At 69.9% G+C, this 21,537-nt stretch carries 14 protein-coding genes; 5 read left to right on the forward strand and 9 right to left on the reverse strand.

The window, feature by feature from the left end; genetic code table 11:
• Positions 1-12: 12 nt before the first annotated feature.
• Positions 13-1,356 carry an ion channel protein gene (locus tag NCG93_RS12145; RefSeq protein WP_194412375.1) on the forward strand — a complete coding sequence of 448 codons (1,344 nt, stop codon included), beginning with the start codon at positions 13-15 and terminating at the stop codon, positions 1,354-1,356.
• Here NCG93_RS12145 and NCG93_RS12150 read toward each other — a convergent pair.
• Genes NCG93_RS12150 through NCG93_RS12160 form a run of 3 tightly spaced genes read right to left on the reverse strand, consistent with a single transcriptional unit; the run spans position 1,345 to position 5,283 of the window.
• The gene (locus tag NCG93_RS12150) at positions 1,345-2,451 is read right to left on the reverse strand and encodes a DUF998 domain-containing protein (RefSeq protein ID WP_194412374.1); all 1,107 of its coding nucleotides are present in this window, start codon (positions 2,449-2,451) and stop codon (positions 1,345-1,347) included. The genes NCG93_RS12145 and NCG93_RS12150 overlap by 12 nt on opposite strands.
• Before the next feature lie 46 nt (positions 2,452-2,497).
• Positions 2,498-3,592, reverse strand: a complete 1,095-nt coding sequence (locus tag NCG93_RS12155; RefSeq protein ID WP_194412373.1) for an AI-2E family transporter — start codon at positions 3,590-3,592, stop codon at positions 2,498-2,500.
• A 56-nt stretch (positions 3,593-3,648) separates the two neighbouring features.
• A complete protein-coding gene (locus NCG93_RS12160) occupies positions 3,649-5,283 on the reverse strand; it encodes a SulP family inorganic anion transporter (protein ID WP_194412372.1) in 1,635 nt (544 codons plus the stop codon).
• Positions 5,284-5,393: 110 nt separating this feature from the next.
• On the opposite strand from NCG93_RS12160, the gene NCG93_RS12165 reads away from it, so the two are divergent.
• The gene (locus NCG93_RS12165) at positions 5,394-6,788 is read left to right on the forward strand and encodes a DUF2252 domain-containing protein (RefSeq protein WP_194412371.1); all 1,395 of its coding nucleotides are present in this window, start codon (positions 5,394-5,396) and stop codon (positions 6,786-6,788) included.
• A 152-nt stretch (positions 6,789-6,940) separates the two neighbouring features.
• Here NCG93_RS12165 and NCG93_RS12170 read toward each other — a convergent pair whose 3' ends face one another.
• Together NCG93_RS12170 and NCG93_RS12175 are read right to left on the reverse strand one after the other, a co-directional pair.
• Positions 6,941-9,307 (reverse strand): arylsulfatase, encoded by a 2,367-nt coding sequence (locus NCG93_RS12170; protein WP_194412370.1) that lies wholly within the window; start codon positions 9,305-9,307, stop codon positions 6,941-6,943.
• A 144-nt stretch (positions 9,308-9,451) separates the two neighbouring features.
• A complete protein-coding gene (locus NCG93_RS12175) occupies positions 9,452-9,868 on the reverse strand; it encodes an MmcQ/YjbR family DNA-binding protein (protein ID WP_194412369.1) in 417 nt (138 codons plus the stop codon).
• Positions 9,869-9,998: 130 nt separating this feature from the next.
• On the opposite strand from NCG93_RS12175, the gene NCG93_RS12180 reads away from it, so the two are divergent.
• Positions 9,999-13,355, forward strand: coding sequence for a DUF5979 domain-containing protein (locus tag NCG93_RS12180; protein ID WP_194412368.1), 3,357 nt, complete (start codon positions 9,999-10,001; stop codon positions 13,353-13,355).
• A 170-nt stretch (positions 13,356-13,525) separates the two neighbouring features.
• On the opposite strand, the gene NCG93_RS12185 is transcribed toward NCG93_RS12180, so the two are convergent.
• The 3 genes from NCG93_RS12185 to NCG93_RS12195 form a co-directional block, all read right to left on the reverse strand.
• Positions 13,526-15,163 carry a fucose isomerase gene (locus NCG93_RS12185; RefSeq protein ID WP_194412367.1) on the reverse strand — a complete coding sequence of 546 codons (1,638 nt, stop codon included), beginning with the start codon at positions 15,161-15,163 and terminating at the stop codon, positions 13,526-13,528.
• The gene (locus tag NCG93_RS12190; RefSeq protein WP_194412366.1) at positions 15,160-17,772 is read right to left on the reverse strand and encodes a GH116 family glycosyl hydrolase; all 2,613 of its coding nucleotides are present in this window, start codon (positions 17,770-17,772) and stop codon (positions 15,160-15,162) included. The genes NCG93_RS12185 and NCG93_RS12190 overlap by 4 nt, the downstream gene beginning before the upstream one ends.
• Positions 17,773-17,900: 128 nt before the next feature.
• Positions 17,901-18,890, reverse strand: coding sequence for a LacI family DNA-binding transcriptional regulator (locus NCG93_RS12195; RefSeq protein ID WP_194412365.1), 990 nt, complete (start codon positions 18,888-18,890; stop codon positions 17,901-17,903).
• 143 nt (positions 18,891-19,033) lie between these two features.
• Between NCG93_RS12195 and NCG93_RS12200 the strand changes: the two genes are divergently transcribed.
• The gene (locus tag NCG93_RS12200) at positions 19,034-20,176 is read left to right on the forward strand and encodes a glycoside hydrolase family 172 protein (protein WP_194412364.1); all 1,143 of its coding nucleotides are present in this window, start codon (positions 19,034-19,036) and stop codon (positions 20,174-20,176) included.
• A gap of 17 nt (positions 20,177-20,193) precedes the next feature.
• On the opposite strand, the gene arr is transcribed toward NCG93_RS12200, so the two are convergent.
• The gene (gene arr, locus NCG93_RS12205) at positions 20,194-20,604 is read right to left on the reverse strand and encodes an NAD(+)--rifampin ADP-ribosyltransferase (RefSeq protein WP_194412363.1); all 411 of its coding nucleotides are present in this window, start codon (positions 20,602-20,604) and stop codon (positions 20,194-20,196) included.
• A gap of 100 nt (positions 20,605-20,704) precedes the next feature.
• On the opposite strand from arr, the gene NCG93_RS12210 reads away from it, so the two are divergent.
• Positions 20,705-21,526 (forward strand): inositol monophosphatase family protein, encoded by an 822-nt coding sequence (locus NCG93_RS12210; RefSeq protein WP_194412362.1) that lies wholly within the window; start codon positions 20,705-20,707, stop codon positions 21,524-21,526.
• The last annotated feature ends 11 nt before the right edge of the window (positions 21,527-21,537 follow it).

The raw sequence follows: 21,537 nt of genomic DNA on the forward strand, positions 1-21,537 counted from the left end.
TATCGTGTGCCCATGTCCGGCCCCACAGCCGCCTCGCCCGCACCGGCCACTCCCCCGGGTCCTCAGCTCACCGTCCGCCGACTGGTGCTGCTGTCGATCCCCGCCATCCTCATCGGCGTGCTGTCAGCTCTGACGCTCCGACTGCTCGATCTGATCGCGGGTCAGCTCGACGGGGTGCTGTGGACGACCACGCCGCAGGCGCTGGGCATCGCGCCGGACTCGCCGTGGTGGATCTTCACCGTGCTGACCGCGACCGGCATCGCCGTCGGACTCGTGGTCTGGCTCGTGCCCGGCCATGCCGGCCCTGACTCGGCGACCACGGAGCTCGCCGCGGCCCCGCTGCCGTTGTGGGTGCTGCCGGGCCTCTTCGTGGTCGTCGTGCTCAGCCTCGCCGGTGGCGTGAGTCTCGGTCCCGAGAACCCGATCATCGCGGTCAACGTCTCGCTCGCCATCGCGCTGGTCGCGCGCATCGCCAAGGCGGTGCCGCCGCAGCTCGTGGGCGCGCTCGCGATCTCGGCGACGGTCGGCGCCCTGTTCGGCACGCCGGTCGCGGCGGCGCTCGTCTTCACCGGCATGGTCGGCGAGTTCAAGATGGGCGGATCGCTGTGGGACAAGCTGTTCCTCCCGCTCGTGGCGGCCGGGGCCGGCTCGGTGACGACGTTCCTCCTCGGCGGCGGGTTCGGCGCGACCGCGCCACTTCCGCCCTACGGGACCCCGCAGGCCTTCGACCTGCTCCTCGGTGCGATCGTGGCCTGCGCGGCAGCGGCCTTCGCGCTCATCGGCATCTACCTGTTCCCGCTCGTGCATCGCACATTCCACGCGCTGCGGCATCCGCTGCTCTACATCGCCCTCGGCGGAGTGGTGCTGGGGCTGCTCGGCATGATCGGCGGGCCGATCACCCTGTTCAAGGGCCTCGAGCAGAGCGAGGAGCTCCTGGCCGATCCAGAGGCGTACTCGCCGGGACAGCTCGCCGTGATCCTGCTCGTCAAGATGGCGGCACTCGTGGTCGCGGCATCAGCGGGCTTCCGCGGAGGGCGGATCTTCCCGGCGGTGTTCCTCGGGGTCGCGGCCGGTCTCCTCGGTGCCGCGCTGCTGCCCGGCTTGCCGCTGTCGCTGGCGGTCGCCTGCGGAGTGCTCGGCCTGGTGCTGGCGATCGCCCGCGACGGCTGGGTGGCGCTCTTCGTCGCCGTCGCGATGGTCGGCGACGTGACGGTGCTGCCGATGCTGTGCATCATCGTGCTGCCCGCCTGGCTCGTGGTCACGTGGGCGCGAGAGATGCTGATCACTCCCGCCGATCTCGCCCGCGAGCACCCGGAGGCGCCGCTTCCGTGGGCGCGCGTCGGCTCAGCCCGCTGACCTCGCCGACGTCTCCCGGCGCGAATCCTGCTCGAGTGCGGCGGCGTTGCGGATGAACAGCACGATCCAGGTGAAGACGAGGATCCCGGCGACGAGCTCCACCGCCGTGAGCGTGTAGTACCCGACGCCGAAGAACACCGCGAGCACGAGGGTTATTGCGAGGAACAGCCAGCCGAGGACGACGAAGGGGCGCGGCATCCCGGTGATCCAGTGCCGGAGGCCGATGACCAGCACGCCGAAGGCGACCACCATCCCCGAGGCGACGCTTGTGTGGAGGGCGAAGAAGCGGTCGACGGGGAACAGCCCGACCATGCCCAGGAACACGCCGACCACGATGAGCGCGACACGCACGCGGCCGACGCCCTTCGGGTTGTCGGTCGGGATGCCCCGGGTGGAGTAGCGCGCCAGCGTGGTCACGAGGAAGCCGGCGACGATGATGGTGATGTTGAACGCGAACGCCGACACGTTGGACGACATCCCGAGAGCGCTCAGGTTGTCTTTCCACCAGTCCGGGTCGCTCGCGGTCAGCATGCTGGCGAGAACCCCGAAGACGAGGAAGACCGCGAGCACGACCGCGAGAAGCTGCAGATCCATGTGGGTCGCGGAGTAGAAGGCGAGATAGGCCGTCATCGCCGAGGTGGCGCCCGCGAGGATGAGCACCGCCAGCGGGAAGACCTCGGCGCCGATGAACGCGTCCTCGAGGATCACGGCCAGCAGCGTCCAGCCGAGGAGCGCGATGACGGCGTGGGCGAAGGCCAGCGCCGCGACATCCACATAGTCGAGGGGCTTCAGCCGCCGGTGCACGCCCTGCCGGTGGACGAGGATGCGGCCTCCGATCACCGCGAGGAACGCGACGAAGCCCGCGGCGATCGCCGCGAACTGCCCCACCGAGCCGGGGCCCGAGATGGGCGCCGCCTGAAACCCGAACGCGACCAGGGCGGCGAGCGCCACGATGACGAACGAGCCCGCACCCGTGCCGAGGGCGAGCGACTCGAGGGAGCGCTCGCTGAACCGGTCGAGGACGCGGTGCCGGGCGTGCGTAGGCGCTGAGGCCTGCCCGTCGGGCGAAGGCAGATCGAGCGAGGTCTGGGTCATTGCTGCCTCCGTGAGTGATGCGGTGCGGACGGTGTCGGGCGTTGGATCAGGAAGGCGTCAGCGGGTCGCGCGCCGCGGAGGCGGGCGTCGCGGTGCGGTCACCCGACAGCCAGCGCAGCCAGAGCGACCCCGGGTCGCCCTCCAGCACGAGCGCGCGGACGAAGAGCGTCAGCGGGATCGACAGGATCGCGCCGAGCGGTCCGATCACGAACGTCCAGAAGATGACCGAGAAGAAGCTCAGTGTGAGGCTGAGGTCGACGGCGTCGCTGACGAACTTCGGCTGCACGAGCACCTGGAGCACGACGTTGACGACGCAGTAGATCGCGATCACCGCGAGCAGCATCGGCCAGCCGCCCACCACGAACGCCAGCACGGCGGGCGGGATGAGTCCGAGCACGAAGCCGATGTTCGGCACGAAGTTCGTGACGAAGGCGAGCACGGCCCACACGATCGGCGCCGGCACGCCGAGCGCCCACAGCGCGAGACCGTCGATGATCGCCACGACCGCACCGAACGAGGCGTTCACGACGTAATAGCGACGGATGCCGGTGTTCAGGCGTCCGATTCGGGCCAGCGCGGGGCGCCGCGGAGCGCCGAACACGCGCTCGGCGTCGCGATACCGGGCGGCGTCGGCGGCCATGAAGATGATGTACGACACGACGAAGAAGAGCGCCGTGAGCACGGCGAGCACGGTGCCGCCGAGGCTCGACACGAGTCGGACGATGGCCGAAGGATCGAGCACGGCGGCCGCGGCATCCGTCGCCTCCTGATCGAGCCCGGCGGACTGCAGCCATGCCAGGAAGCCGTCGACGCTTCCGCGCAGCTGGTCGAGATAGTCGGCGACCAGGCGCGCGAACTGCACACCGGCGACCCACAGCAGCACCCCCATCACGACGAGGATGAGGTAGGCGACGACGATGACCGCCGTCGTGCCCGTCCACCGGGGCCAGCCGCGGCGTTCGAGCGGGCGGCGCACCGGCTCGCAGATGACGACGAGCACGATCGCCAGAGCCAGGGGACCGATGAGGCTGCGGGCGAAGTACACGCCGGCCAGCACCACCACCGTCGTCGCGAGCACGACGAGGACGCGGAGCCCCGGCGACAGGGCCGGGGCGGGGGGCGGGGACGCATCGCGCTTCACGAGGCCAGGCTAGGGGACGCCGCGCCCGCCACCTCGCATGCGGGGCCGCATGCCGTTCAGTACGGGACGGATGCCGCGGCCAGCGCGCTCTCGACGCTCGGGTGCACGCGTCCGGCGGCATCGAGCGCCTGGAACCAGTCGGTGCGGCGCGCGATCCGAGCCGCCGGCTCCGGCAGGCGCGCCAGGTGCAGCGCGATGTCGTGCTGCTGGAGCTCGCGATCGAGATCGGCGAGCGCGTCCAGCACCGTGATGGTCACCATATCCAGACGCTCGACATCGAGGACGACCGCCGTGAGGGGGTCCTCCTGACTCGTCGCGACAGCGATGATCGCCCGCTCGTTCGGAAGGGCGTTCGCGGTGTACAGCCCTCGGCCGAGATGGATCGCGAGGGCGCCGCCCCGCCGCTCGCCGATGTCGAGCTTGGGCGTGTTCACCTCGCGCAGCACCAGGATCAGCGTGAGCACGACTCCCACGGCGACCGCCGCCAGCAGTCCCGCCGTGAGTCCGACGATCGCGACGGTGAGGGCGATGCCGAAGTCGCGCCGGCTGATGGCTGCCCAGCGGACGAGCTTTCGGATGTCGATGAGCGCGATGACGGCGACGAACACCATCGCGGCGAGGGTCGCCTGCGGGAGCAGACTGAGGACCGGGCCGAGGAACAGGGCCACGAGCACCGCGAGCACCACGGTGACCAGACCGGCGACCTGCGTCTTCGCACCGGCGCCCTGGTTGACGGCGCTCTGCGAGAAGCCGCCGGCGGCAGGCAGAGTGGTGAAGAATGCGCCGGCGAAGTTCGCCGCACCGGTGGCGAGCAGCTCTTGATTGCTGTCGATCTGCGGCTCGGTCGCCAGACGGATGCCGCGGGCCACCGCCGCGGATTCCAAGAGGGCCATCACGGCGATGGCGAGGGCGCCGGGGATCAGGGCCGCGAGATGGGCAGGGTCGGGCAGGCCCGGCACGGGCAGACCCGACGGCACCGGGGCGATCAGCTCGACGCCGGACTCCCCGAGCGGAGTGAACGCGACCAGCAGGATGCCGGCGACTACGACGATGAGCGCGCCGGGCACCCGCGGGGCGAAGACCTTGAGCACCGCGAGCACGAGGATCGATCCCGCCGAGAGCACCACCGTCGCCGGGTCGGCGCTGTCCAGCGCCTCGACTGCCGCGATGATCGTGCCGAAGAAGCCCTCGCCCGACGCGTTCGCGGTCTCGCCCAGGAGCTTGGGGAGCTGCCCGACGGCGACCGTGGCGCCCACGCCGATCTGCACGCCCAGGGCCGTCGCGCCGCTGATGTTCTCGACGAGCGATCCGAGCGAGAACACCCGGGCGACCAGGAGGATCACGCCGACCAGCAGCGTCAGCATCATGAGCGAGCCGATCGCGTCGTCGGAGCCGGCGGCGACACCGACCGACACCATGGTGGTCGCCGTCAGCGTCGCGATGGTCGATGTGGTCGAGACGCTCATCGCACGGCTGCCGCCGAGCACCGCGTACACGAGCATCGGCACGATGCAGGTGTAGAGACCCACCTGTACGGGCAGATTCGCGATCGTCGCGTACGCCATCGCCTGCGGCACGACCACCGCGCCGGCCGACAGGCCCGCCAGCACGTCGCGGCCGAGCCACGCCGACCGGTAGCCGGCGAGCGTGGGCAGCAGCCAGACGGGACGTCGCGACAGAGAGGTGCTCACACGCCGAAACTACCGGGTGCGGATGCCGCGGCATCCGTCCCCCTCCGCGCGACGCGGCTTCATCCTTTTCACCTGATGACGGCGGTTCGCCGCAGTGCCACACTGAGCACATGTCAACGACCGCCGAGTCACCGATCGGGCGCACCTGGGCTCCTCTGCCGTCCTATGCGGACCATGTGGCGGAGGGCCGCAGAGCGCGGGAGCAGAATCCGCGCGAGGCGCTCGCCGAGCTGCCGACGAACGACCGCGATCCGATGGGCATCCTGGACGCGCAGGACGCCGACCGGGTCCCCGAGCTCGTTCCGCTGCGCACCGAACGCATGGCGGCGAGCGCCTTCGCGTTCTACCGCGGCACCGCCGCCCTCATGGCCGCCGACCTCGCCCGCTCGCCGAGCAGCGGCGTGAGCGTCGGGTCGTGCGGCGACGCGCACGTGTCGAATTTCGGGCTCTACGCGTCACCTCAGCGGACGCTGGTCTTCGATCTCAACGACTTCGACGAGTCGGCGTGGGCGCCGTGGGAGTGGGACGTCAAACGACTGGTCGCCAGCATCGTCATCGCCGGGCAGTCGACAGGGCGCGCCGACTCGGTGATCCGCGAGGCGTCTCTCGATGCGGTGCGCGTCTACGCGCGCTCGATCGGCGCGGGCGCCAAGCGCAGCCCGCTCAAGCGCTACTACGACCGCTTCGACGCCCTGGCCGCCGAGCGCGCCGTCGACGACGAGACGCGCGCGGCCATCGACTCGGCCATCAAGGAGGCGGAGAAGCGCACCGGCGCGCGCGCGGCGAAGAAGATGACGCAGCTCGACGCCGAGGGACGGGTCGTCTTCGTCGAGGCTCCGCCGACGATGACACACATCGACGCCGAGTCGGAGGAGCGCGTCCTGCGCGTCTTCGACCAGTACGTGCAGACGGCGAACATCGACATCCGAGCGCTGTTGCAGAAATACCGGCTGTCGGACATCGCCCTGCGCGTCGTGGGAGTCGGCAGCGTCGGAACACGATGCTTCGTCATCGCCATGCAGGACGGCGACGACGGCGTCCTGCTCCTGCAGGGCAAGGAGGCCGGCCGGAGCGTGCTGATCGAGCACGGCAAGGCCGAGCAGCCGGAGTCCGTCTCGCGGTTCATCGACCAGTTCGGCGACGGCGGGCGCGTGGTCGGGATGCAGCGCATCCTCCAGGCGGTGTCCGACCCGTTCCTCGGCTATGTCGGCCGCACGACATACGGCGCGCAGCGCGACTTCTACGTCCGCCAGTTCCGCGACAAGAAGGGCGGGTTCGACATGGACGCGCTCGACGACAAGGGGTTCCTCTGGTACGCCGACGCCTGCGCGGCGACGCTGGCCCGAGCGCACGGCCAGTCGCCTGCCTCCGCCGCCGTGGTGGGGTATGCCGGCGGGGGCCGTGTGGCGGGCGAGGCCATCCTCGAATGGGCCTACGCCTACGCCGATCTCTCCCGCGCGGACTGGAAGCTGTTCCGCCGGCACCGCGGACTCAGCGAGGTCTGACGGCGGTATCGCGGGGGCGGGTCACCTCTTCTGGTTCTGGCCCGGCACGACGACCGTCGCGCAGGACCGCGAGGAGCCGATGCGAACCGTGCCGACCCACGCCCTGCGGCATCCGCGGATCCCGTCGGTCCGGGCGGTCGGGTCCGTTCTCGTCACTGACGCGCCATGGCGACACGCAACCGCTCGTTCGCGTCGACGAGGTGATCGTGATCATCGTCACCGGTGTCGATCCGCACCCAGTGGATCTTCCCCGTGAACCGACTGCCCTGCGGCGTGTAGTCCTCGCTGACGGGGGTGCCCGACTCGTACCCCACATCGGTCGTCTCGTCGGCCGAGAACACCAGCGGCTGCGTGGCCTCCACCCGTCCCGTGCCGACGGCCTCCCCATCGCAGCGGAGCGTGACGTCTCCCCCCTTCGCCAGCCCACCGCCGTCGTAGACGAACTCCATGCGCACCTGGTGCGCCCCCTCGGGGAGGCGCGAGCCCGACGTCGTGGCGAAGTGGTGGATCCCCAGCACGTTGTACACGAACTTCAGGACGCCGTCGTCGACGAAGAGGGTCCATCCGCCGAATCGGCCGCCCTGCGCGATGATCACACCCTGCGCGCCCCCCGACGGGATATCGAGTTCGGCGGTCACGGTGAACGACTTGTTCTTGATGCTCACGACGCTGTTCTCGGAAAGCCTGCCCATCCCAGGGAAGAGCAGCTGCGAGGTGCCCTTCACGAGCGTGGGCCGACCCGCGATGTCGGGGTTGAGACGATCGGCGGTGCGATCATCCAGGGGCAGCACGTTGTACTTGACGGCCTCGATGAGCCACAGCCGCTGAAGCTCGTGGAGCCGCTCGGGATGCTGCGCCGAGAGGTCCTGGGCCTGGCTGTAGTCGACGCTGCCGTCGTAGAGCTCCCAGACATCGTCGTCGAACGCGACCAGGGCGCCGCCGGTCATCACCCAGGGTGTCCGGTGCTTCGTGACAGCGCTCCAGCCGCGGTGGTAGACCCCGCGGTTGCCGAACATCTCGAAGTACTGCAGGTCATGGCGCTCCGCGGCATCCGCCTCGTTGAAGGCGTAGAGCATGCTCGTGCCCTCCATCGGCGACTGCTGCACACCGTTGACCATCGTCGGCTCGGGAAGACCCGCGGCCTCGAGAATGGTCGGGGCGACGTCGATGCAATGCGTGAACTGCGAGCGCAGCCCGCCGTTCTCGGCGATGCCGTTGGGCCAGTGCACGATCGCGCCGTTGCGCGTGCCACCCCAGTGCGAGGCGACCTGCTTCGTCCACTGGAACGGGGTGTCCATGGCCCACGCCCAGCCGACCGCGTAGTGGTTGTACGAGTACGGTGTGCCGAACTCGTCCATCTTGGACAGCATGAACTCCGGCGTCTCGAGGGCCGCCATGCCGTTGAAATTGGCCATCTCGTTGAAGGCGCCGTTGATCGTGCCCTCGGCCGAGGCGCCGTTGTCACCGATGATGTAGTAGACGATCGTGTCCCCGAGCACGCCGAGGTCGTCGATGGCGTCGATCACACGCCCCACGTGATGGTCGGTGTGCTCCAGAAAGCCGGCATAGACCTCCATCTGGCGTTCGAGTACCGGCTTGAGCTCGTCAGGCATCTCGTCCCACGCGGGGATCTCGTCGTGCCGTGGCGTGAGTTCGGCGTCCGCTGGGATGACGCCCAGTGCCTTCTGCTGCTCGAAGGTGCGCTCTCGCTGAGCGTCCCAGCCGTCTGCGAATCGGCCCTTGTACTTGTCGGCCCACTCCACCGGCACGTGGTGCGGCGCGTGGGTGGCACCCGGCGCGAAGTACACGAAGAACGGCTTGTCCGGCATGAGAGCCTTCTGGGTCCGGATCCAGCTGATGGCGTGGTCAGCGAGGTCTTCCGTCAGGTGGTATCCCTCCTCGGCCGTCGCGGGAGGCTCGACCGCTGTCGTGCCCTCGTACAGCGCCGGCTCCCACTGGTTGTTCTCGCCGCCGATGAAGCCGTAGAACGTCTCGAAGCCGCCACCGCCGGACGGCCACGCGTCGAACGGGCCGAGGGGCGAGGACTGCCACACCGGCACCTCGTGGCACTTGCCGAACTGCGCCGTCGAGTAGCCGTTGAGCTTCAGGGTCATGGCCAGCGGTGCCTTGGTGTTCGGCCGCAGGGAGCTGTTGCCGGGCGCTGAAGTCGCCGTCTCGGTGATGCTCCCCATCCCCACCGAGTGGTGGTTGCGGCCGGTCAGCATCGCCTGACGCGTCGGCGCGCAGAGCGCCGTCGTGTGGAAGCGGTTGAACTTCAGCCCTCCCCCGGCGAGCTTCTCGGCGTTCGGAGTCGCGCACGGACCGCCGAAGGCACTGGATGCGCCGAATCCGACGTCATCGAGGAGCACGATCAGCACGTTCGGCGCACCGGCGGGCGGCAGCAGCGGCTCGATCGGCGCGAAGGCGGTCGCCGGGTCCTTGGCGTCGTACGTGGTGAGGCCCGGAGATCGGCGATCCGGAATGGGAAGCATGGTGCGCGCGTGCCGATCGGGGTTCATGGCGTCTCCTTGCGTCGTCGGGCTGACTACAGCCAATCCCTGCCCGGGGTTCGGCGCGTCATCCGAACTGCATGATGTCGGAGGGACGGCCCTCGGCCTGCCGCAGCTGTCACAACGGGATCGAGGATGCCCTGGGGCGCGGCGTTATCCGGTTGCCGGCGGGTGAGAGGCGAGCCACTCGCCGGCGACGCGCTTGGTGACCTTCAAGAGCCAGGCGTCCGTGATGACCTCGCGCAGCAGCGCCGGGTCGACCGCATCGAGGCGCACAAGCACCGCCGGATACCCGTCGAAGTGCGGGATCGTGAAGAAGACATCGGGGTAGGTCTCGAGAAGCGCCTGCTTCACCTGCTCTCCGTCTGTCCGCACGCCGATGACGTCGCCGGGCGGCCAGTCCCGTCCCAGCGTCGCGAGCTGCTCGCGGTCGCGGCCACTCGGACCGCGCTGCCACACGAAGGCCCCCGCGGGCGTGCGCCAACTCGCTCCACCACGGTGCCCGTCCACCTGCTCGATCACGCTGGGGAAGCCGAGCGCGATGGCGCGCACGTCGTCGAGGGTCGCCATGCCCCCATCATGGGACGGATCGGCGTCCAGGGCGAGCCCTGTGCGCTATCGTCCGGTTCACGGAGGGCGATAAGGTACGGGACTACCGGGACGCGCCACCACGCGCCTCGGCCGGAGGGGGACCCGCCAGATGGCACGATTCGATCGACCGCGCCCACGCCCACGCCTGCGTCGCTGGGTCGCCGGCCTCACTGCGGCACTGCTCGCGGCCACCGGAACCGTCGTGGCCGGAGCGGTCGACCCCCAGCCGGCGGCCGCCGCCTACCCCGACTCGGTGAACCCGTTCGCGATCGCAGGCGGCTTCACGATCTACGCCCGCGAGGACGCGCTCCTTCAGAACCAGGAGACCGAGGGCAGCATCGCCGTCGGCGGCACGGCCACCGTGCAAGGCAGCAGCGGTCAGTACACGATCATCCACGTCTCGGCCGGCACCGGCGACTACGATCTGCCGACGGTCGACGGCGACCCGACGCGCTTCCTCGTGGGCGAGTACAGCGCCTCGAGCAGGGACATCCTGGCCATCACGAGCGCCGGCACGAACGACCCCGCGTTGTGGGGCGATCTCAAGATGGTGCAGCGAGACGGCGGATGGCAGGCATTCACGCGCGCCGACTGGCTGCGACTGAACCGGAACGCCGCCAACCCGGATCAGACCCCGCTCATCGATGCCACGCACCAGGACTATCCGGCGGATGCCGCGCCCCCGACAGGTGCCACGGGCAACGGCAGCATCTACACAGCGAACACCTCCGCAACCGCGGTCGCCGATTACGTCGAGGCGAATCGCGACGCCTCGTGGGAGGAGGCGAGCAGCTGCTTCGACGACATCGCCGATCCGATCGCCGGCGCCGGCTATCCGGTCGAGGTGGCCGAGAACGCGGGCAGCCGCGTCGTGCTCGCTCCGCTGAGCCCCGATCAGCCGAACGTCGTCGACTACTCCGACATCGCAGGAACCGCGCTCATCCAGTTCTCCCCCGGCCCGACGCCGGGCGTGTCGAACCCGCTCGTCATCCGCGTGCCCGCGGGGACGACGGAAGTGATCGGCGCCCGCGCCGATCCGCAGGGCGACTTCTCGCCGTACATGGTGTGGGACCTGTCGCAGCTGACAGGCGACGTCACCGTGGCCGCGGCGGAGGCTCGCATCGACGGCTCGATCTACGCCCCCGATGCCTCGGTCACGGTGAACGCCTCACCGCTGGACGGTCAGATCATCGGGCAGAACATCATCCTGCAGGGCGGAGAGGCGCACTCGTTCCTGTTCTCGAGCGAGATCCCCTGCGCGGCCGACAGCGGCACCTTCGCGATCCACAAGGAACTGTCGGGGATCGACGACGCCGACCTGCCCGCGGGCACCACGTTCACCGTCAACTACCGTGCGGTCGACCCCGACGGCAACGACTCGGTAGGCACCCTCGAGGTGGCCGCCGACGGCACCCCCGTCGCCGCGGGCACGCAGTTCCCCATCGGAACCGTCGTGACCTTCGAGGAGATTTCGCCGGAGACCGTACCCGGGTGGGAGTGGGGTGTCGCGACCATCAGCCCGAACCCCCTCACCATCGGCATCGGCACGGCCGCCGTCGAGGTCACCAACACCGCGAGCCGGGCCACCGGCACCTTCAGCGTCCAGAAGTCCATCGACGACCTGTCGGGGGGCGAGCCGGGCGCGCCGTCGCAGGCGACGGTGCCCGTGCAGTGGACGGCGACGTTCGGCGGCGAGCAGATCGGCGGCGGGACACTCGACGTGCCCTTCGACGGCACCGTCGTCGACGTCGGACAGCAGTTCCCCGTCGGGACGACCATCACCCTCACGGAGGATCTCGACGGCATCGATCCCCCCGACGGGTACGAGTGGAACGGCGTCGGGTGGAATCCGGGCAGCACGTTCGTCATCGAGGAGACCGGCACGGTCGCCCTCGTGCTCACGAACACCGTGACGCCGGCCGAGGCGCCGCGCACGATCACGATCGTGAAGTCGGCGCAAGGCGCGGCCGCCGACCCGGCATTCGGGTACGCCGTGAGCTACAACACCGACCCCGCGGGCACACGCACCACGATCCCGCTGCCGGTCGGCCAGCCGCAGCTCATCGACGACGTCGAGACCGGTGCCGACACGCTCGAGCTCGCCGAGCTGCTGCCGACCCTCGACGGCACGCCGGTGGATCCGGCGGACTGGGAGATCCCGGTCATCGACGTCACCGTCGACGGCGTCACGACGCAGTACCGACCCGGGAACTTCGAAGGCCCCGACCTTCCGCTCGAGACCGCGATCGTCGACATCCCGCTGCCGGAGGCCGGCGACATCACGATCGACGTGGTCAACGCCCTGCGTGAGGGAACCTTCACGATCAGCAAGCAGTTCGAGGGTGTTCCCTCGGAACTCGTGCCCGAGGGGCTCGAGTTCACCGTGAGCTGGTACGCAATCCTGCCGACCGGCGAGGCCGAGGAGGGGACCCTTCGCGTGCCCGGCGACGGCACGCCGGTGGGTCCGGTCGACGAGCACGGCGAGCCGCTGACCTTCCCATTCGGCACGGTCGTGACCTACGACGAACAGGCTGCGCCCGCGGTGCGGCACATCGCCTGGCGGCAGGCCAGGTTCGATCTCGCCGAGCTCGTCATCGGCGAGGACGGCCAAGGGGTTGTGAACTCGACGCTCACGAACGACGCGTCGCTCCTCGACGGCACCTTCCTGGTGAGCAAGGACCTCTCGGGCATCGATGCGGACCAGCTCCTCGTCGACTCCTTCACCGTCGACTACGTCGCGCACGCGGTCGGGCAGATGCCTGTCGTCGGCCGCTTCGTCCTGCCTGCGGACGGCACACCGGCAGGCCCCGTCGACGAGGCGGGCGATCCGATCGCGTTCCCGATCGGCACGATCGTCAACCTCGCCGAGCCCCGGCCCGACCCCTCCGCGCTGCCCCCGGGTTACGAGTGGAGTGCGACGACCTGGAGTCCTGCGAGCTTTGTCGAGATCGGCCTGGGAGAGACGCCCGTGCTCGAGGTGACCAACTCGGTGGTCGCGCTGACGCGGTGGGCGGTCACGAAGGTCCTCGATGGCACCGGCGCCTCCGCCCTTCCCGCGGGCACCACCTTCCCGCTGGACTGGTGGTGGGACGGCGACCCGCAGCCCCGCATCGAGCTCGTGCCGAACGAACCGGTGTACTCGTCCTACTTCCCAGTGGGGACGATCCTCGAGGTCCGCGAAGGCGAGCTCCCGTCGATCCCCGGGGTGGACTGGGGAACGCCGGTGTGGACCGTCAACGGTGAGATCCTGACACCGCAGGAGAACGGGCGCACTTTGCTGCCGATGTCGGTCTCGCGCGACCCGCAGGTCGCTGAGCTGACGCTGACGAACACGGCGACCACGCGCCCGCTCCCCGCGACGGGTGGCGGCGGCCTCTCGCCCCTGGTCCCGCTCGGCGCGCTCGGGCTGATCGCCCTCGGCGTGGTGCTCATGACGCGGCGGACGCAGCGCCCGCGCCGCACCTGACGTCCGTCGCGAATCGTCGCGAGGGCGGGTCCGGTATCCGGCTCCGCCCTCGCGCGGTCAGTCGGCTTCGGCTCCGCACCCGAGGGTGCCCGAGACGGTCGCCCCGTGGCCATCCCGCGCGCGGCCTTCGCTGTCCCCGGGCGTCCGCTTCTCCTCCTGGGTCAGGCGGATCAAAGCCCGTTGACGCGGCCCACCAGGTTCACCTTGATGCCCATGCGGTCGAGCATCGCGGCCTTCGCCACGAGCGCACGATCCGCGGTCTCGGCATCGGGTGCGTAGACGAGCTGTGCATGGTTGGCCTTGTGGCGGGCCATGAACTGGTCGCGCGTGACGTCGTGCAGCACCACGTGGGCGATGGGCCACTCCGGGTTGGTCGCATCCTTTCGACGCTGCGTCTCCTCCTCCGGCAGCTCGACCACGGTGCCGCGGAAGATGTCGGCCTGCAGAACGCCCTCGGCGATGAAGACGCGCGAGATCACGACCTCGCCCGGCTTCGAGACGCCGTTGATCGTCGACCCTCCCGCGGGGAAGAAGACGGGTCCCTGGCGCCAGCCCTCGGCCTTGTCCCAGCCACCGAGATGCGACGCCGGCACCGAGCCGGAGATCTCGTAGACCCACACGAACCGGCCGTCGAAGTCCTCCCCCCAGCGCACGTCATGCAGCGTGTTGTCGGGCACGAGGCCCATCGCCGTCCACACGCGGTCGGTGACGAGCGCGTCGACCGCCACACCCTCGTCGGCCTCGTTGAAGTGCGGGAGAGCGCGGCCCGCGAACAGCTCTCGCGAGCCGTCGCGCGAGAGCACCGGCGGGCGCTCGGTCGAATTGAGGACCCCCTCGGCGAGATCGGATGCCGGCACCAGATCCTTGAGGCCCTGCTGGTACTGGATGCCGACGGCGTCCAGTCCGAAATCGTCCGCGATCCGCAGCGCCGCGACGTACATCTTCATCTGCCAGCGCACCTGCGTCTCGGTGAGCTCGGTCGCCTCGTCGGTGCCGAAGCGGAACGTCATGCCGCGATCGGTCAGCCAGTCGCGAGCGGCGTCGGCCTCGGCATCCGTCACGGTCAGCATCTCCGCATACAGCGCTGACTGCGACAGGCGCTCCTTGTAGATGCCCGTGGGGTTCAGCAGCTCGTCGTCGAAGATCGCGTTGTACATGCCCATGCAGCCCTCGTCGAACACGCCGATGAGGGCCTTCTCGGCGAGCAGCTGGTCGCCGAGCGCCCGGCCGAGCTCGACCTCGGGCGTCCCGGGGAGCTCCGGAAGCGCGCGCACATGGGATGCATCGTGGGTGATGCGGCCGGTCTCGGTCCACTCCTTGATTCCGGCCTTGAACCATTCGTCGGTGAAGTCGACCGACCAGATCGAGGCGTAGTCCTTGCCCATCTTCGTCATGCCGGCGTTGAGCCCGAGGAGACCCACCAGTCCCGGCCAGTCGCCGGCGAAGTTCGCGACGGTGAGGATCGGCCCTTCGTGCGTGCGCAGGCCGGCGAGCACGTGATGCGAGTACTGCCACACCGCCTCGGCCACGATGAGCGGCGCATCGGCGGGAATGCCCTGGAAGACCTCCAGGCCCATGCGCTGACTCGAGATGAACCCGTGGCCGGTCTCGGGATCGACGTCGTTGGCGCGGATCACCCGCCAGCCGAGCTCGTTGAGAACACCCGTCACGCCGGCTTCGAGCGCGACCTGCGTCGCCCAGCCGGCGGCGTTCGCCGACTCGCGCAGATCGCCCGAGGCGACGAGGTAGGCCGTCTTCGGCGGTGCTGTGAGGCGCTCGCGGACGGCGGGAAGGCGGTAGCCGGTCATGGGGTCTCCTGTGGTGAGGGCGATTCGAGAGCGACGGCCGAGAGCGCGGTGACACTGTCGCCGGCCGCAAGGGTGAGGGGCTGGCGGTCGGCCAGAGAGACGGGCTGGCCGCGGAGCACCAGGCGATCGAGGCTCAGCGTGCCGCCGTCGATGTGGAGTGTGATCTCGCCACCGTCGATCTCCACACGACCCCACGCGCCGCCGGTGGTGAAGAGGCTGCGAAAGGCACCATCGCCGGCCGGGTCGAACGAGAGCGTGCGCGCGGGAGCATCCCACTGCACGCCGCTGAAGGCGAGCAGCAGCGCCCACGACGCGAGGGAGCGCGCGTAGTGGTTGCCGCACTCGATCTCGTTCCAGGGATTGCGCGTCTCTCCGCCGTAGCGGGCGCGAAGCGTGCGCTCGACCTCGAGGGCCTCGTCCGCCAGCCCCGCATAGACGAGGGATGCCGCGACCTGGTGCTCGACACCCGTCCAGACCTCGTCGGAGTAGACGAACGGGATGGCCGGCCCGCCGCCGCGCGGCCAGGAGGCCAGCAGCAGCCCGCCCTCCTCGTTGACGGCGTACACCCGTTGCGTGCTCTCCTGCGCGGTGAGGTCGGAGCGGTGGTTGTGCGTCACGATCGCGCCGAGCGCGCTGCGCAGCCGGTCGCGGGGCAGGAGGTCGCCGAGGCCGTTGATCCACGCGTGGAACTGTCCGAGCAGCTGGTCCGACAGCACGCCGTCGCCGTACTGGTACCGATGCGCGTCGACATCGTCGATCACCTGCCGGTAGTACTCGCCGTTCCACAATCGCTCGTCCATGCCCGCCGCCACGCGGTCGGCGCGGTCGAGCCAGTCGGCTGCGCGTTCGCTGTCGCCCAGGTGCGCAGCCATGCGCGCCCCCGCGCGCAGCGCCGCCGCGAACATGCCGTTGGCGAGCGGGTCGATCCCGAAGAACTCGATGTCGTAGGTGTTGTGCAGCTCGCCGTCGAGCAGGCCGTCGCCGTCGCGGTCCCAGCGGTGGATCGCGTGCTCGAGCGTGCGCACCGCCGCCGGCCAGAGTTCGACGAGGAAGTCGTCGTCGCCCGAGAACCGCCACTCGCGGTGCAGCCGCAGGAAGGTGCCGAGCTGCCCGTCGACCGCCGGACCCATGAACCAGGCGGGGCCACCGAAGATGCGGTTGCCGCGGAACTTCTGCGCGCCGTCCTCGTCGGTCTCGAGCAGGAACTCGACTCTGCGGGCACTGCGCTCGAGCGAGGGGAAGAGCCACGCCGCCGTCTGCGCGTACGACCAGACGTGGGTGCAGGTGCCCTCGCACGAACCGCCGTGATCGAACGATCCCTCCCACGCGGCGAACACCGGCCCTTTCCCCAGTTCGGGGTTCGGCGACTCGACGACGAAGGCTGTCGTCGACCGGACCGCAGCGATGTTCGCTCCGACCGCCTCGGCGACGACCGGGTCCAGGCTTCCGCCATAGAGGGCGTCGACGAACGCCAGCGTGGTCGCCTCGAGTGCGGGCAGCTCACGATGCAGATGGGATGCAGCAGCCCACGCATCGGGCCATAGCGTCGCGTACCGGTTGCGCACGACGCCCTCGTCTGCGCGGCCGTCGGCGACGATGTGCCCGCGCCACGACCGGTGACGATTCGGAAAGCTCCAGGCGAGCACGAACTCGAAGTCGCGCGCCTCGCCCGGGTCGAGCTCATGCACGATGCCGAGGGATCCCGTGCGCAGTCGTGGCAGCAGTTCGAAGAGCTCGTCCTCGCTCATGGCCGCCCCCGGCCGCTGAGTGTCGTCCGGCTCGCCGGGGGACGCGGAGTCTGCGAACAGTCCGCGCGGCCGATCCTCGAGCGTGAGGCGGGGCTCTGGTTCGAGGAGTCCGTCCGCAGAAAGGTCGTTCCAGAACAGACGAGGACCGTCGGGCCAGAACCCGGTGACCCACTGGGGCTTCGCCGTGGTGGCGGCATCCGTCGTCGTGAGACTCAGGGTGCCGTAGCCGAGGTCGTCCGCGGGAAGGTCGATGCCGAAGTCGAGTCCCCGGATGTCGCCCTCCTCCCGCCACTGCACCGTCTGCCGAGCGCGCATGCCGAACGGGCCGTCCCCCCGCCCGGCCGTGTGGCTGACGCTGCCGACGACGGTGACCCGCACGCGGCCGGCGCCGGGATTCGCCACGCGGTAGCGCAGCACGGCTGCCGGGATGCCGGAGGCGTCCGGGTCGAGCGGCACCAGCGGCGTGAATGCCCGCAGCGACACGTCGACGGGGAGCACGTCATCCTCGAAGTCGATGTCGAGGACGGGGTATTCGCCGTGCATGGTCGCCGACCGCAGGCGAGGAAGGCCGGCCTGCCGCTCGAACGGGTAGCCCGCATCGAGATCGCGGCGACCGGTGAGCCGGGCTTCCAGGACGCGCGTGACCGGCTCGGCGTTCTCGGGCGCCGCGTGGATCGCGAAGAACGAGTACGGATTCACGCGGCCCTTGTCGGGCAGGTTCTCGAGCTCCCAGTCGCGAAGCTCGCCACGGGCGCCGATCGAGACGTTGCCGGTGCCGACGCCGCCGAGGGGGAATGCGGCCCGCTCCGCGGTGTGCGGGATCCCCCGTGCGCGGCGGCGCTTCTCCGGTCGGCCGATCATCGGATCCTCCTCGATCACGGCAGTGTGCTCAGGCGTCGTTCAGGTCTGCGAACGCGTCAACTGTAGACGAAATCGATTTCATGATCAACCGATCGAAATCGACTCCAACGTGAAACCGAGCTGTCTCGTCAGCCGCGCACGGACGCGCGAGCCGGCTGGACCTCATTGCGCAGGACGACGGTGCGCGCGGGCTGGTCATCGCCATTGATGCGCTCGAGCAGCATCTTCGCCGCCGTCACTCCCATGTGCCGCGCCGGCAGTCGCACGACGGTGACGGCGGTCGGGGTGAGGGTCGTGAAGGGCAGCGAACCGACGACGGCGACACCGATCTTGGGCGGGGTGAGTCCGTGCTCGGTCAGCACCTGAATCGCTCCGACCCCGAGCAGGTTGTTGCCCGCGACCACGGCGTCCGGCGGATCAGGGAGTGCGAGCAGCTCCTCCATGACCTCGCGTCCCCCGTCGACGCGGAACGTCGAGTACCTCAGCAGCTCGTCCAGGTCGGCGTCCGGGAAATGACGCGCCAGGACGGCGCGCCAACCCTGCGCGCGCTCATAGGCGGTCTCGATGTGCTGCGGGCCGGTGATGCAGGCGATCCGCCGGTAGCCGGCCTGCACGAGATTCTCCGTGGCCGCCTGCCCGGCAGTGCGGTTCGCCATGACCACACCGTCGATGTCGTAGCCCGTCCCCCGGTCGACGGCCACGACCGGGCGGCCGGTGGCCATGAGCTCGTCGAGATTCGTGTGATCGGACGCCGCCGCCAGGATCACGCCGGCCATGTGCTCGGAGATCGCGATCTGGAGGTAGATGGCCTCCTTCTCCATCTGAGCATCGGTGTTGCACAGCACCACCGAGTAGCCGGCTTGAGAGGCGACATCCTCGACTCCGCGCGCCATCTCGGTGAAGTAGGGGTTCTCGATGTCCGGGATCACCAGAGCGATCACCTCGGACGCCTGCCTGCGGAGGGTGCGCGCCGTGCGATTCGGCGTGAACTTCAACTGGCGGGCCGCGTCGCGCACCGCCAGCGTCTTCTCGTCCGACACGCCCATGCCGTTGAAGACGCGGGAGACCGTCGCCGGCGACACGCCGGCGAGCTTGGCGACCTCGTAGATCGTTGCCACGGCTCCCCGCTTCCCCCTGCGCCGACGCGCGTTGACATGCCGGTGAGCCCACCATACAGTGTTGAAATCGATTCCAGAATGTCCGCCATCTGCTCGCACCATCGCGCCCCGTCGGGCGCACCGACACGAGGACGTGCCGACCGATGAACGCACCCCAGTTCCCCTCCCCCGCACTCTCGTCGATCGCCTCGCTGCGGTCGGTGCAGACGCGGTCCATCTCGCCCGAGAACTTCGACGGCTCGCCCGGCGGGGGCGGCCGCGCGACCGAGGGCACGGGGGCATCCTGCGCCCGCGACCTCGGCCCCGGCTGGAAGATCTCCCCGAGCGTCGACATCAAGGCGGGCGAGACCTTCGACCTCGCCACCATCGACGGCCCGGGGCGGATCACCCACATCTGGATCACGACGCACACCGACAACTGGCGCACGCTCCTGCTGCGCGCATACTGGGACGGCGCCGAGGAACCCGCCGTCGAGGTGCCGTACGGCGACTTCTTCTGCAACGGCTGGGGCGCGTTCACCCAGGTGAACTCGGCAGCGATCGCCGCCAACCCTCACGGCGGCTTCAACTCCTACTGGCCGATGCCTTTCCGCGACGGCGCGCGGCTCACCATCGAGAACACGTCGGTCGTCGACGTCCGCGTGTACTACCAGGTCACCTACGAGATCGGCGGCGACTACTCGGCCGACGGCTACTTCCACGCGCAATGGCGCCGATCGAACCCACTGGAGGAGCTCGTCCCCCACACGATCCTGGAGGGCATCGAGGGCCAGGGCCAGTACGTCGGCACCTACATCGCGTGGGGCGTCAACTCCAACGGCTGGTGGGGCGAGGGCGAGATCAAGTTCTACCTCGATGACGACACCGACTACCCGACCATCTGCGGCACCGGCACCGAGGACTACTTCGGCGGCGCCTGGAACTTCGACATCCCCGGCAAGGGATACACCGAGTTCTCGACCCCCTACCTCGGCATGCCGCAGGTGCTCCGCCCAGACGGCCTCTATGTCAGCCAGCAGCGCTTCGGCATGTACCGCTGGCACCTGCCGGATCCGATCCACTTCTCGCGCGGCATCCCCAAGGTCGACATCCAGGCGCTCGGGTGGCGCAGCGGGTGGCGATACCTCCCCCTGCGCGACGACATCGCCTCGACCGCGATGTTCTATCTCGACCGGCCCACCGCTCGCCGGCCCCGGACGCCGACCGCCGACGACATGGAGGTGCACCTAGGCACCGCGCCGGTGCCCGACATCGGTGCGACGCCGCCGCGCGCACCCCAGGACTGAGACGGCACACGCCGGCGTCAGTTGATGATCTCGCCGCGCTCGTCCGCGCGCAGCGCGGCGAGACGCTCGTGCCAGGTCTGCAGCGCCTCGGGCGTCAGCCGCGTCCAGTCCGTGACTTCCCCGACGACCCGCAGCGGCGCGTCGCTCCGGTACGAGCGCGTGGGGTTGCCGGGGAACTTCTTATCGGTCACGTTCGGGTCGTTCTCGAACGGTCCGGTCGGCTCGACGGCGTAGACGCGCGGCGCGCCGTCCCCGCCCGCAAGCTCCGCCGCCAGCCCCGCGCCATCGCGCAGAGCAGTGAAGTAGATGTGGTTCATGATCACCTCGGGCCGGTAGTTCGACCGGAAGCCCGGCGTCAGCAGGTCGCCGACCTGGAGGTCGGCCTTCGTGCCGTGGTAGAACGGCCCTTCGTCCAGTGCGTCGCTCACCGCGACAGCCTAGGCGCCCGGCATCCGTGAACGGAACCCGTCCCGAGCTCGCCGGGCCGCCCCGCCGAAGGACCGGCTCGCGGGCTGATTGACTGGCAGCATGGTGCACCCTCGCGCGACCGCTGCCGATCCCGTTGCCGACGCCGAGGTGGCGGTGCGCGCGGCGTCGGCCGGCGCCGCCGTTGCGCGGGCGCGCTACAACACCGGAAGCCGGCGTACCGCCGATCGAGGTCTGGACTTCACCACGGAGGCCGACGTCGAGACGGAGCGCACCATCCGTGACGTGCTCGCCGAGCTGCGTCCCGGCGATGCGATCGTCGGCGAGGAGCTCGGATCGAGCGGCGACGGGCGCCGCAGATGGCTGGTCGATCCGATCTGCGGCACCCTCAACTTCGCTGCGGGCATCCCCCTCTTCGCCGTCAACGTGGCGCTCGACGTCGACGACATGACCACCGCCGCCGCGGTCGCCGATCCCGCAGCCGGCGAGGTGTTCTGGACCGACGGGCACGCCGCCTGGCATCGTGCCGCGACGACGGCTACGGAAGCCGGCGCCGACCGCCGTCTGGAACCGTCTTCCTCTTCACGGCTGGTCACCGTCAACCTGGAGAGCAGCTACCCCGATGACAGCGGCACCCGCGTACTGTCGGACGAACTCTTCCGTGCGCGCTTCAGCCCTCGCATCCTGTCCACCACGCTGGCTCTCGCCTGGGTCGCCACCGGTCAGCAGGCGGGCTACCTCACCGGGGGCGATCTGCAGGGCAGCGTGCACTGGACGGCCGGGATCGCGCTCTGCCGCGCGGCGGGCGCGGTCGTCACCAACCTCGCCGGCGACGAGCTGCACACGGGCGACCACGGTCTCATCGCCGCAGCGGATGCCGAGACGCACGCCTTCCTCCTGGACCGCCTGCACGCGAGCCGCTAGCCCGCGTCCCA

It is taken from the genome of Microbacterium yannicii (assembly GCF_024055635.1).
In the GTDB taxonomy this organism is placed as follows: Bacteria; Actinomycetota; Actinomycetes; order Actinomycetales; family Microbacteriaceae; genus Microbacterium; species Microbacterium yannicii.